Here is a 12,609-nt window from a genome sequence, read left to right as displayed (position 1 = left end):
TACCAAACTTACTGCTAACGTGTAGGTAATTCAATATCTTCAAATAACTTGCTGACTTCTGCGCTGTATTTCAGCTGAATTGCTTTTTCAACCAGAGGCCGGGTCAGATGCGGTGCAAAGCGGACCATAAAGTCATACATATAATCGCGCAGAAATGAACCTTTTCTGAACCCTATGCTGGTGGTACTGGATTTAAAAATATGGCTGGCATCAATCACACAGAAATCATCATCATCTTTATCGACAGCCATCGAGGCCACAACACCAACACCTAGTCCTAATCGGACATAGGTTTTAATCACATCAGCATCAGTTGCAGTAAAAACTACGTTTGGTGTATATCCGGCGGCATTAAAGGCATCATCTAATTCGGAACGTCCGGTGAAACCAAAAACGTACGTCACTATCGGGTGTTTTGCAATATCTTCAACGCTGATGTTTTCTATATCACCAAGCGGATGTCCTTTAGGCACAATCACAGAACGGTTCCAATGATAACAAGGCAGCATAATGAGATCCTGGTAAAGATGCATTGCTTCGGTAGCAATTGCAAAGTCAGTTTTACCTTTAACCACGGACTCACTAATCTGTGTCGGCGTTCCCTGATGCATATGCAGCGATACTTTAGGATAGCGTTTAATAAAGCCCTGGATCACATCGGGCAGCGCATAACGAGCCTGAGTATGTGTCGTGGCGATATTTAAAGTCCCCTGATCCGGCTGGGTGTACTGACAGGCAACCGCTTTGATACTTTCAACTTTACCTAATACCTGTGTTGCATAACGAATGACCTCTTTGCCGGCAGGCGTTACTTGGGTTAAATGTTTGCCGCTGCGTTCGAAAATCTGAATACCTAACTCGTCCTCTAACATACGAACTTGCTTGCTGATACCTGGCTGCGAGGTAAATAAATTTTCAGCTGTGGCTGAGACATTTAAATTATGATTTAACACTTCGACGATATAACGCAATTGTTGTAATTTCATGATTCGGCCAATAGTTATGCTGTTTTTAAGGGTTATTATTCCATTTTAGTCTATCAGAGTTCTAATAAATACAAAGAGCTACTTTATCTATTAGTTATTTAACGCATATATTTATATACTAATAGGCAGACATTCAGCAACTTAGTCTTAAGCTAGTCATAATTAAGCGCATAGATAAACGGAGATTAATATGGAACAGGAAAATTCGCTCAATTTCAGCACTATTCTGGCTACCAGTACCCACGATATGAAAAACTCACTGTTTATGCTGTTACAGTCAATTGAGAATTTAGACCTGGCCGATAATTTGACTGCCAAACAGCATCAGGCTTTTGCTGATCTGCATTATCAGACATCCAGAATAAACGGTACATTAATGCAGTTACTTGCCTTATACCGGGATGAGCAAAATCAGCTGCCCATCTATATTGAAGAAAATTCAGTGGCTGAAATGCTTCAGGAAGTGATCGACAGAAACCGCCTATATTTGAACAGTCACGATGTGAGCGTAACTTTACAGGTAGATCCGGAGCTGACCGCTTATTTTGATCAGGATTTAATTACTTATCTAATTGGCGATATTTTCGTAAACGCACTGCGGCACACACACACAAGTGTCAGCCTGCACGCATTTATTGATCAGCAGTATCTAAATATCCAGGTGGAAGATGACGGCGAAGGCTACCCGGAACATATGCTGGCAATCAACCAGGAGAGACCTGCATTATTTAACGCTGGTAAAGGACGGAGCGGACTTGGCTTGTTATTTGCAAAGAGAATTGCATCGGAACATAAAACAAAGCAGCTGCAGGGTCACATTTTACTTGAAAATAAAACTGAAAGCAGCGGAAGTATATTTACCTTACGTTTGCCTTAATGCAAACTAGAGACTCTATTTGCACTGTTATTCAGCCGCATTAATTTTAATTACTAAGTATTACGAGAACTTATGTTATTTCCACTAATATTCGCTTTGGTCGGTTTATTATTATTTGTCCTTATTGGCTACAATATTATTCAGCAATATAAACAAAAAATTGAAGCCGAAAAAAGAATTGCCATCAGCAAGCAGCGTGCCGTTATTACTGAAGTTGACGAACTACTGCTCAATGCCACACGCATGCCCTTTAGTAAATCACTTCTACTAATTCTACAGCATCGTATTCGTAATGCATTACTGCTGATGATTCAGAGTTCTCCTAACAGCGTACCTATTCGTGACCATTTAAAAAATACTGATGCGCAGATTCAACAGGTGAGGAATAACTATACACCACCTGATGAGAGTATTTTTCGGGCGCCAGAAAATGATAAAGAGGCCCTGCAGTTACTACAGGTAACCAAAAAAATACGAGCGGTACTTCGCTCAGAGCATGCTAAAGGGAAAATAAATACAGAGATTTTTGTTGCAGAAGATCACCGCTTAGAAATCATGCAGCTGAAAATCAATCTGGAAAATGGTATTAAACGAATATTTGAAGCGAAACTTGCTAAACAGTTCGGCAGTGCAAATCAGATGATCAATAAACTGCTGAAAATTTTAGTTAGTATAACCGATAAAGACAGCTATCTGGAGAAGAAACAAGCGCAGCTGACTTCAATCAAAAATGAGATAAAAACGTATTTAGTTAAAACCAGTGATAAAGAACTTAAAGCGCTCCAGGAAAAAGAGAAAGAGAAAAAAGACGATCTCGACGTATTATTCCAAGACAAGAAGAAATGGTAGGCCCTTTTTAGTTTTTAACTGTCTGCAGAAAGTCAAATGGCTGCAGGCAGTGAATAGTCCAGCCCTCATAGCGACCTATTATTACAGCCCGTATCTGATCCATATCAAACGAACTGTTATTCATTTGTTACAATTTCGATAAGTTGATTTAAATCATAAGGATAAAAAGTTTTACGTTCTACTATCATGATATGAATTTGTAAAATCGAGATAAAAATGCAACATATCAGTGAAACGCAACTAAAGAGTTTTCAAGCGCAGCTGTCGGAGAGTCTTGATAAACTGCACTTGGGTATGACTGAAATATTAATGAGATCCAGTCATTCCAGCCATAATCTAGCGGCCGCACAGCTGCAGAAATTAGCCTCGGATGAACTGCTTGAATTAGCACTTAAAATCAATATACCGTCAATCTCTCATAAAATAGAAAAAATGAAGAGCATTGATGCTGCCCTGCATAATATAGAAATGGGCATGTACGGCTTATGTTCAGACTGTGAAAAAGAGATCCGTATTGAACGGCTTAAAACTGATCCGACAATGCAGCGATGCCTGCACTGTCAGGAGAAATACGATAAACAAAGCAATAATAGTTTTAAATTATAGAGATATAGTTGAATCTGCAGTGGGTATTTAATCATATCCATTGCAACATCGACCCACCCTACTTATAATCAAAAAACCATTCTTATTTTTATCAACTTAGAGTTGCCACATTGTCAATAAATCAATCAGTATCCAGCAGTAAATTACCTGTTAACGACTCAGCTGCCGCACCGCTTATTCCTCTCTCTGCAGAGCAGTGCGCTCCGGATTTTCTTACCCAGTTATCACAACCGGACCAGGAGCTGGACTGGTTAGCACTTTACCCGCTGGCTTCACAAATCGTTAAACACTTTATTCAGCTTCCTCAGCCGCTGCTGATATTTAATGCCCGTTACTGGCAGGCGGCTACCGAAGTGATCTGCGCATCAAACGGTTTAGACTACCCGCAGCAGGCACTGTTAAACTACGATCATCAGACGCTATTCGGCCGTTTAAACGAGAAAGAAAACCATGTTATCGACTTTCATCAAGGTGAAATATATAAATATAATAACGGCTGCCTGATCCTGCATATAAGCCCGCTGCTTGCACAGCCGAGTTTATGGTTTCTGTTAAAGGCCTTTTTAATCAGCCGCAAACTGCCGGCAACTTCAGCTGTAAATGGCGACAAATTAAAAGGAAAATACCCGGCGGAGCCGTTGTCTCAGGTTGATACTAAAATTATTTTAGTCGCCAATAGATATCAGCTTGATGAGCTGGCACAAATTGATCCGGAATACAGTCAAGTAGGCTCACTGTTTGCAGAGCTTTCCAGTGATGTTAAAACCACTGATACCAATATTCAGCTTCTCCGCAGCTACTGTAATAAACTTATTAAACAATTCTCCTTACCTGAGTTATCTGCAGAAGCAATGACGCTGTTATTCCATCATCTAGCTGCAAAATGCGAGCATCAGAAGAAAGTTCTTTTTTCACCGGAAATAATTGAAAGTGTAATACGTTACGCGCAGCTGTTTAATCCGCAGCAGAGCGTGCTTAATGCATCACATCTGCAGCAGGTACTCGATGTACAGGTTCAAGCTCAGTCTCTGGCACAAAACTTCAGCGACCAAGCTCTACTCGAAAAGCAGCTGAAAATTCAGCTGCAGGGTTTTGAAATAGGCCAGATAAACGGTTTATCTGTTGTTGAGCTAATGGGTTACCCCACTGAATTCGGAGAAATATTCAGAGTTTCAGCGAGTGATATGGTTGGTGACGGCGAAGTTGTTGACGTTGAACGTAAAGTGGAACTTGCTGGTAACATTCATGCCAAGAGCACGTTAATTGTACAGGGTTATCTGAACCATTTTTTCACTCATATCCCGAATTTCCCTTTATCCTGTAATGTAGTCTTTGAACAGTCTTATCAGGAAAGTGACGGAGACAGCGCTTCACTGGCCATTCTGTTAGCGGTTATTTCCTGTTACTCGCATACTGCAATTAAGCAGAGCCTGTTTGTGACCGGCGCATTAGATCAGCACGGTAATGTTCTGGCAATCGGCGGTATTAATCAGAAAATTCAGTCAGTAACACGTTTATTTGAGTTAGGTTTATTGACTGAACCGGTCACTATTATGATGCCTAAAGCCAATCAGATTAACCTCACCTTAGATATAAGCACTATCGAGTTAATACGTAATAAGAAAATAAATATTTACGGCATTGATCACTGCCGGGAAGCATTCCCGCTTGCAATGAATCAGTCCTTTAATAAAGTGATAGAAATCATCAATAAACGTATTGAAGATCTGCATAAAGAAGAAAACGACACGCACGAAGCGGGTTTATTGCACAAATTGTTACACTTGTTCAGGTAAATATTTAATAAAGTTGATTGTTAGTACCCTGTCATATAGAGTATGCGCACTTAATTTATTATCGGCATTTCAGGCTATTTACCTGAAATACCTCGCAAGTTTCAAATTTACAAGATAAGTGACTATGACGAAAACTGTATCCCAAAAAGAGTTGGGTAAAAACTCTTACTCGAAAGAAGAATTAGTATTATGTGGTCAAGGTAAACTATTTGGCGAAGGTAACTGCCAGCTGCCTGTTGATAACATGCTGATGTTAGATCGAATCATCACCATCACAGAAGACGGCGGTGAGCACGGTAAAGGCGAACTAGTTGCTGAATTAGATATTGATAAAGCATTATGGTTCTTCGAATGTCATTTCCCGGGTGACCCGGTAATGCCGGGCTGTTTAGGCCTTGATGCAATGTGGCAGTTAGTCGGCTTCTTCCTTGGCTGGAGCGGTGGTCCAGGTAAAGGACGCGCACTAGGTGTAGGTAATGTTAAATTTACCGGTCAGGTATTACCAACGTCTAAAAAAGTAACCTACCGTATTACAATGAAACGTTTAATTATGCGTAAACTGGTTATGGGTATTGCTGACGGTGTTGTAGAAGTAGACGGTAAAGTAATTTATACCGCAGAAGATCTTAAAGTAGGTCTATTTGTTGATACGTCTAGTTTTTAATCCCTCTTTAATAAACTAAACTATAAAGCACTGTATATGAAAATATCAGTGCTTTTTTTTGTTCACCGTTTAAGGAACCACAATGAAATTACTTTTCTCCTGGTTAAAATCACTGGCAAAATTAATTAATCTGACACGTCTGTTTATTATTAATGCCGTTTTTATCGTACTTATTGCCATTATTGTCGTTGCGCTTAATGTCGATGATCAGACCATTCATATTTCAGATAACTCAACACTTCACCTTAATTTAAACGGTATAATTGTCGAACAGAAAAATCCAGTTAACTTTGCAGCAGAATTATCCAGCCAGATGCTTTCAGGTGAACAGCAGCAGATAAAAGAATATCAGGTGGACGAAGTCATTCAGGCTATCCGCCATGCGCAGAACGATCCGAAAATTAATGATATTTTACTTGAATTAAACAGCCTGAGCGGTGCCAGTATTAATCATCTCACCGATATCGGTAAAGCGCTTAATGACTTTAAGTCAAGCGGTAAGAAAGTGACAGCTATTTCTGATAACTACTCCCAGGCACAGTACTTATTAGCCAGTTATGCGGATCAAATATACCTTAATCCGCAAGGTATGGTTTTGCTCCAGGGTTATTCTGTCTACCGCCTATATTTCAAAGAAGCATTAGACAATCTGCTGATCACCCCGCATGTATTTAAAGTTGGTACCTATAAATCTTTTGTTGAACCATTTACAGACAACCAGATGTCAAAGGCCAGCAAACTGGCGAACAAACACTGGTTAAATCAACTGTGGAAAGATTATATCGATACTGTAGTGACGCAAAGAAGTCACAGCAGTCTAATCAGCGTACAATCTGTATCCCCTTCATTACAAGAGCTGAAGGCGGCACTTAAAAAAGTAGATGGTGATGCGGCCCTTTATGCGCAGCAGGCAGGTCTAGTTGATCATCTTAATAACCGTTATGAAATTATCAGTAAACTTCAGGATAACGCCGACCTGTCAGGACATAAATTAAACTTAGTCGATTACTCAAATTATCAGTCTACACTTCCCAAATTATATTCTCCTAAAGGCAATAGTAATCAGATTGCTTTAATTCATGGAAGCGGCGAAATTTTAGCCGGAAGCCAGGATGTAGGGGCTATTGGCGGTGTCAGCTTCAGTAAATTACTAGATAACGCACTGCAAAATAAAAATATTAAAGCGGTTGTTATTCGTCTTGATACTCCGGGCGGCAGCGCTTTTGCATCTGAAAAAATACGACAGCAGGTTTTAGCGCTGAAACAGGCGGATAAAAAAGTAGTTGTATCCATGGGCAGTGTTACTGCCTCAGGCGGTTACTGGATCGCATCAGCAGCAGATTCTATTGTCGCATCACCCACAACCTTAACAGGCTCTATTGGTATCTTCGGCATGTTTGCAAGTGCAGATAAAGCGCTTAATAAGTTCGGTATCTATAATGACGGTGTCGGCACAACCGAGTTATCAACATTAAATCCCACCCGGGCATTAAATCCAGAGCTTGGAGAAATTATTCAGCTGGGTATTGAGCATGGCTATCAGCAGTTTTTAACCGTCGTCAGTGAAGGTCGAGGCATGACAGTCGCTGAAGTTAATAAAGTTGCCCAGGGACGTGTATGGACAGGCAGTGATGCACAAAATCTAGGACTTGTTGATAAGATAGGCGGTCTGCAGGATGCAATAAATGAAGCGGCAGTACTTGCAGATCTGAAGCAGTATGACATAAAAGTAATTACACCGGCGGTGTCTGCCAAACAGCAGTTTATTAATGAAATGTTCAGCAGCAATGTACAGCAGCTTGGAAAAAGTCTACAGCTTAACCCGACTATTTTAGAAACCTTGGACTCTTTACAGTCGCAGGCGGCAGTATTTACCAAGTTTAATGATCCGCAGGGACGTTATGCTTATTGCCCTATGTGTATTATCAAGTAATATGTGATGCTCGACATAATTATCAGAGGGCTGCGGCCCTCTTTTTACATACGGTAGAACAATGAGTATCAGACTTTATCCACTTCAGCACTATACCCAGTCAGGTAATTTAAAACCACCGCCGTTTTTTTATCTGGCTTTATTGTTTTTGGCAAGAACCTGGGGATTGTTAATTATTTCCGTGGTTTCGCGTAATGAGGGTGAAAAACTGTTAGCCATGTTCTACCCTGATAAAATTCATTTTTATTCAGGGCTGGCTTCAGGAGCAGTTGCGGTGACCCTGTTTATTTTATCGGGCAGAGATCATGATAAAAACAGAATTATTTCAAAATTATGGCAGACGGGTTATGTGTTTCTATTATTAAGCATATTAACCGATTTAGGCTTGCAGTTTTATTACCTGCTGCTGAACAATTTTCAATATTCACTGGCGGCATCTATACAGTTAGTTTTTGCACTCTGGCTGCTGCTGTACTGCTGTAGAAGCAAACATTTAAAAGACTGCTTTGTCCGCACTATTTAACTGATTATAGAAAATAAATGACTTGAAAAGGCACACTGCAGTTCAAGTCATTTATGCACTATGGCTAGTGCAGCTTCAAACGCGGACGTAAAACACGGTTAATACGTTCTACTAAAGTGATTAACGCGGTACGGAAATACCCATGCAGTGCAATCTGATGCATGCGGTACAATGAGATATAAACAATACGTGCTAGACGCCCTTCTATCATCATTGATCCTTTCATTAAATTACCCATCAAACTTCCGACTGTGCTGTAGTTACTTAATGAAACTAATGAACCGTAATCGGTATATTTATAATCACTTAAAGGTTTATTCTTTATTGAAGCGATAATATTTTTTCCGACCAGTGATGCCATCTGATGTGCTGACTGAGCACGGGGCGGCACAAATCCCCCCTCCGGTAATGCGCAGCTGGCACAGTCACCGATGGCATAAATGCAGTCATCTAATGAAGTCTGCAGCGTTGATTTCACAACTAACTGGTTAGAACGGTTTGTTTCTAATCCGGCAATATCTTTCATAAAATCAGGTGCTTTAATACCAGCAGCCCAGACAATTAAATCCGCCTTAATTAATTCACCGTCTTTTGTCAGTAACCCCTGCTCAGTGGCTTCAGTCACCATTGTTCTGGTGCGCACATCAACCCCCAGCTTTGATAACTCTTGATGAGCTGAGCTTGAGATGCGCAGCGGCAGTGCAGGTAATATTTTTTCACCTGCTTCAACCAGGCTTACTTTTAAGTCGTCACTGCTGATATGTTCAAAACCATAACTTGAAACTTGTTTAAGTGAATTAAACAACTCAGCAGAGAGCTCTACTCCGGTTGCCCCTGCCCCCACAATAGCAACACTAACCTGCTTGGTTTCCTGCACACCAAGCTGTAGATATTTATTTAACATACGGTGATGAAATTTTTTGGCCTGCTGCGGACTGTCTAAAAATATACAGTGGTCACGGACACCTTTTGTATTAAAGTCATTACTGATACTGCCGAGTGCCATGACTAGAATGTCATAGCTAAGCTTGCTCTCCGGCAATATCTGCGTCCCGTCTTCATCAACCAGCTCTGCAAGCTGTATTAATTTATTGTCACGGTCAATATTAGCTAGTGCTCCAAGTTTAAAGTTAAAGCCATGATTTTTAGCATGGGCACGGTAACTTAATGCATCAATACCATCGTCCATCGAACCGGCAGCAACCTCATGCAGCAGCGGTTTCCAAAGATGCGTTCGATTCTTATCAACCAAGGTTACGTGTGCTTTTTTAGAACGCCCTAATTTGTTCCCCAGCTTAGTCGCAAGCTCCAGACCACCGGCACCACCACCTACAATGACAATTTTACACATAATAAACCTCAATATTTGTATGACTAATTCGATTACAATAAAGCTCTAAATTAAAGTGAAGCACTGGTGTAATGGAACTACATTTTGACATAGATCAAACAGCGGTGTAACTTTATTACAAATATAAGGAATTATCACTACTTTTGTTAATGAATTTGTAGATATTAGGTTATTTAATTACAAGGAGGTAAAACGGCAGTCTCAGCTGCCGTTAAAAATCAATTATTGTGCGGATTTAAACTGTTTGATTGTCTGCAGGTGGTGTGAGATATCGCGAAACTTGTGACCCTGCTGGTCATCAAAGACGATTTGATAATATTCAGATAATTCATGATCACTTTCATCGGAATCAATAACATCATCAGATGTAGAAAGAATACACAGGCATTTACTTGTATTTTTCTTTCTAAAATCATTGACACACTTAGTCTCAATATCTAAATACTCTTCCGGCCATTCAATTTTTCCGACCATATTGTCTTCCGGATGCAGGTTCGGATTGAAGATGACCTGTTTAATACCGCATAAGAAACCGATGCGTTCACTCCAGAAACCGCCCAGACCAACTCCGCATATTAGCGGTGTTTTGTCCTCACTGCTTTGGATGTGTTTATGAACTTCTTTTAATATATGACTCATATCAAGTTTAGGATGAATAGTGCTGTAATGAACAAAACGAACATCATCATCTATAAACTTTAATTGCATCACTTTTTCGTGGTTACCTGGGCTTGTTGCGTCGAAACCATGCAGATAAATGATCATTTGTTGTTCCCGCCTTTTTCTTCTAGTCGTAAATTTAGCGATATTTCATATAGTTAAGTTTATGGGATTTCATCTATAGTGCAAGCGCTGCAGGCGACTAATTAGATCCGCTCAGCAAACTGCAGCAGCTTTTGCTGATTTTCTAACCAGATCGGATTGTTTTTCAACGGTAACTTAATACGGTTTTTAACATATTGTAACTTACGGATCACTTCGTTACCGCCTGCGGCAGGTACTTTTAAATTATCAAGCAGCATAACTGCAGCATCTCTATCATTGCATGCCAGCAGAAGATCACAACCAGCATTAAGCGCAGCTTCGGCACGGCTTAGATGATTGCCGGCAAAACTTGCTCCGTGCATTGACAGATCATCGCTGATAATAACGCCGTTAAAATTAAGCTTCTTACGCAGTATATCCTGAAGCCAGTAGCTTGAAAATCCTGCAGGTTGAGCATCACAGTGCGGATAAACAACATGTGACGGCATAACCGCATCTAATAAACGTTCAGTAATCAGTTCACTAAAAGGTAATATATCACTACTAAATATCTCGGCTTTGCTGCGGTTATCTGATGGTAATGCAATATGGGAATCTGCTTTAACACTACCGTGTCCGGGAAAGTGTTTGCCTGTTGAACACATACCGGCAGTTTTCATTCCAGTTATATAGGCCCGGGATAATTGAATAACTTGATCAGGCCGGCTGGAAAATGCGCGATTTTGAATCACATCAGAGATACCATTAATGTCCAGGACAGGGGCAAAACTTAAATCTATATCACATGCAGTTAATTCAGCGGCCATTACCCAGGCACTACTGAAAGCTAACTGTTCTGCTGTATTAAGATCATTCAATTCTAATAGGGAGCCTGCCGAGGGTAATAGGGTAAAATCATCTCTGAAACGCTGTACTCTTCCTCCTTCATGATCTACGGCTATTAAAATATCATTACCTGCATAATAGCGAATCTCTTTAACCAGATCTTTTAACTGATTAATATCTGCAAAATTGCGTGTGAATAAAATGATGCCTGCAACCAGAGGGTGAGCTAACATCTCTTTTTCCTCAGAATCTAGCAGATACCCCTGTACGTCTAAAATTAACGGTCTCATTGTTTTTCTCTTATGTCTGTCTATAAAAAAACCAGCAAAAGCCGGCTTTTTAATTTCAAATGTAATTCAGTAGTTAGTCTAACTGGAAAATATTTATAATCGACTTAATAATTTATCTATCTCTTTTCTCTGTGTACCGTTACTGTCTTCCAGTACTGACAGAAGAATTTCTTTGGCACCTTCTTTATCGTCTATCTCGAGATAAGCACGGGCCAGATCTAACTGAGCTCCTATTCCATTTTCATCATCATCAATATCTACGCTTTCCCCAGAATTAACTACATCTGGGAATTCATCTAAACCAAGATCTAGATCTAACTCAGCGTAAGGTTCATCCTTATTGTAACCTTCGCTGTTTTCCAATAAAGTCTCAATATCAATAAAGTCACTGCTTTCAGCATCAATTTTCGGCAGCGGCGCATCAGACTTAAAAGCAACATCACTTAATTGTTTTGCTAACATATCATGTTCAGTCTGCTCTAGCGCTTCCTGTTCAGCTTCAAACTCAGCTAATGGAGTTGGTTTAAAGCCGCTTTCCTGTGCTAATCCATCCAGTGCCGAAAGATCAAATTCATCATCAAGGTCCAATGTTAATTCATCATCAGACTGCTGTTCATCTAACGAAGATTCTCCATCAAGCGACTCTAAAGTATCTAAAGCCGATAAATCAAACTCAGGTTCAACCGTTTCTAAAACAGATAAATCAAGTTCACCGAGCTCCTGCTGCAGACCTGCATTTAAATCATTCAGCTCATCTGTTTCTGGTTCAATTGTTTCTAAAGAAGATAAATCAAGCTCAGACAGCTCTTCCTGAAGATCAGTATCTAAATCATTCCGCTCATCTGTTTCAGCTTGAATCGCTTCTAAAGTAGATAAATCAAGCTCAGGTAACTCTTCCTGAAGATCCGGATTTAAATCATTCAGCTCACCAGCTTCAGGTTCAATCGTTTCTATAGCAGATAAATCAAGCTCAGACAGCTCCTCCTGAAGATCAGTATCTAAGTCATTCAGCTCGTCTGTTTCAGCTTCAATCGCTTCTAAAGTAGATAAATCAAGTTCTGTAATGTCTTCTTCCAGCGGTCTTTCTAATTCAGGCTGCTCAGATAAAGACTCAACTGACTCACTGCTCTCAAGTTCTGCCAGG

General features: G+C 40.2%; 12 protein-coding genes. 7 read left to right on the top strand and 5 right to left on the bottom strand.

The annotated features are described in order from the left end of the window. Positions 1-14: 14 nt before the first annotated feature. Complete coding sequence (cysB, locus tag G327_RS0109215; RefSeq protein WP_019614480.1) at positions 15-986, bottom strand: HTH-type transcriptional regulator CysB; 972 nt, start codon at positions 984-986, stop codon at positions 15-17. 190 nt (positions 987-1,176) lie between these two features. Between cysB and G327_RS0109210 the strand changes: the two genes are divergently transcribed. The 7 genes from G327_RS0109210 to G327_RS0109180 all read left to right on the top strand — a co-directional run bounded on the left by G327_RS0109210 (position 1,177) and on the right by G327_RS0109180 (position 8,234). Beyond that, a complete protein-coding gene (locus G327_RS0109210; RefSeq protein ID WP_019614479.1) occupies positions 1,177-1,863 on the top strand; it encodes a sensor histidine kinase in 687 nt (228 codons plus the stop codon). Positions 1,864-1,935: 72 nt separating this feature from the next. Continuing rightward, positions 1,936-2,712, top strand: coding sequence for a hypothetical protein (locus tag G327_RS0109205; protein WP_019614478.1), 777 nt, complete (start codon positions 1,936-1,938; stop codon positions 2,710-2,712). A 216-nt stretch (positions 2,713-2,928) separates the two neighbouring features. Next, positions 2,929-3,318, top strand: coding sequence for a TraR/DksA family transcriptional regulator (locus G327_RS0109200; protein ID WP_019614477.1), 390 nt, complete (start codon positions 2,929-2,931; stop codon positions 3,316-3,318). A 110-nt stretch (positions 3,319-3,428) separates the two neighbouring features. Further along, complete coding sequence (locus G327_RS0109195) at positions 3,429-5,114, top strand: AAA family ATPase (RefSeq protein ID WP_019614476.1); 1,686 nt, start codon at positions 3,429-3,431, stop codon at positions 5,112-5,114. Positions 5,115-5,238: 124 nt separating this feature from the next. Next, positions 5,239-5,778: a bifunctional 3-hydroxydecanoyl-ACP dehydratase/trans-2-decenoyl-ACP isomerase gene (gene fabA, locus G327_RS0109190; RefSeq protein ID WP_019614475.1), complete on the top strand. Its 540-nt coding sequence runs from the start codon at positions 5,239-5,241 to the stop codon at positions 5,776-5,778. Positions 5,779-5,860: 82 nt separating this feature from the next. Next, on the top strand, positions 5,861-7,711 hold the full coding sequence (gene sppA, locus G327_RS0109185) for a signal peptide peptidase SppA (protein ID WP_019614474.1): 1,851 nt from the start codon (positions 5,861-5,863) through the stop codon (positions 7,709-7,711). Positions 7,712-7,772: 61 nt separating this feature from the next. After that, a complete protein-coding gene (locus tag G327_RS0109180; RefSeq protein ID WP_019614473.1) occupies positions 7,773-8,234 on the top strand; it encodes a DUF2919 domain-containing protein in 462 nt (153 codons plus the stop codon). 64 nt (positions 8,235-8,298) lie between these two features. On the opposite strand, the gene G327_RS0109175 is transcribed toward G327_RS0109180, so the two are convergent. The 4 genes from G327_RS0109175 to G327_RS27045 form a co-directional block, all read right to left on the bottom strand. Then, on the bottom strand, positions 8,299-9,585 hold the full coding sequence (locus G327_RS0109175) for an NAD(P)/FAD-dependent oxidoreductase (RefSeq protein WP_019614472.1): 1,287 nt from the start codon (positions 9,583-9,585) through the stop codon (positions 8,299-8,301). A gap of 222 nt (positions 9,586-9,807) precedes the next feature. After that, positions 9,808-10,350: an alpha/beta hydrolase YcfP gene (ycfP, locus tag G327_RS0109170; protein WP_019614471.1), complete on the bottom strand. Its 543-nt coding sequence runs from the start codon at positions 10,348-10,350 to the stop codon at positions 9,808-9,810. 101 nt (positions 10,351-10,451) lie between these two features. Next, a complete protein-coding gene (nagZ, locus tag G327_RS0109165; protein ID WP_019614470.1) occupies positions 10,452-11,465 on the bottom strand; it encodes a beta-N-acetylhexosaminidase in 1,014 nt (337 codons plus the stop codon). A gap of 93 nt (positions 11,466-11,558) precedes the next feature. Beyond that, the coding region (locus G327_RS27045; RefSeq protein WP_019614469.1) for a FimV/HubP family polar landmark protein at positions 11,559-12,609 on the bottom strand (1,051 nt) is incomplete at its 5' end.

The organism is Psychromonas ossibalaenae ATCC BAA-1528 (genome assembly GCF_000381745.1).
In the GTDB taxonomy this organism is placed as follows: Bacteria; Pseudomonadota; Gammaproteobacteria; order Enterobacterales; family Psychromonadaceae; genus Psychromonas; species Psychromonas ossibalaenae.
Note: the sequence above shows the minus strand (reverse complement) of the source record. Positions and strands in the feature narration are given on the sequence as shown.

What these genes read in the sequence shown, in the direction of transcription:
- G327_RS0109175 (WP_019614472.1), bottom strand. Translation starts at nt 9,585, where the DNA reads ATGTGTAAAATTGTCATTGTAGGTGGTGGTGCCGGTGGTCTGGAGCTT.
- nagZ (WP_019614470.1), bottom strand. Translation starts at nt 11,465, where the DNA reads ATGAGACCGTTAATTTTAGACGTACAGGGGTATCTGCTAGATTCTGAG.
- sppA (WP_019614474.1), top strand. Translation starts at nt 5,861, where the DNA reads ATGAAATTACTTTTCTCCTGGTTAAAATCACTGGCAAAATTAATTAAT.
- G327_RS0109205 (WP_019614478.1), top strand. Translation starts at nt 1,936, where the DNA reads ATGTTATTTCCACTAATATTCGCTTTGGTCGGTTTATTATTATTTGTC.
- cysB (WP_019614480.1), bottom strand. Translation starts at nt 986, where the DNA reads ATGAAATTACAACAATTGCGTTATATCGTCGAAGTGTTAAATCATAAT.
- ycfP (WP_019614471.1), bottom strand. Translation starts at nt 10,350, where the DNA reads ATGATCATTTATCTGCATGGTTTCGACGCAACAAGCCCAGGTAACCAC.
- G327_RS0109210 (WP_019614479.1), top strand. Translation starts at nt 1,177, where the DNA reads ATGGAACAGGAAAATTCGCTCAATTTCAGCACTATTCTGGCTACCAGT.
- fabA (WP_019614475.1), top strand. Translation starts at nt 5,239, where the DNA reads ATGACGAAAACTGTATCCCAAAAAGAGTTGGGTAAAAACTCTTACTCG.
- G327_RS0109200 (WP_019614477.1), top strand. Translation starts at nt 2,929, where the DNA reads ATGCAACATATCAGTGAAACGCAACTAAAGAGTTTTCAAGCGCAGCTG.
- G327_RS0109180 (WP_019614473.1), top strand. Translation starts at nt 7,773, where the DNA reads ATGAGTATCAGACTTTATCCACTTCAGCACTATACCCAGTCAGGTAAT.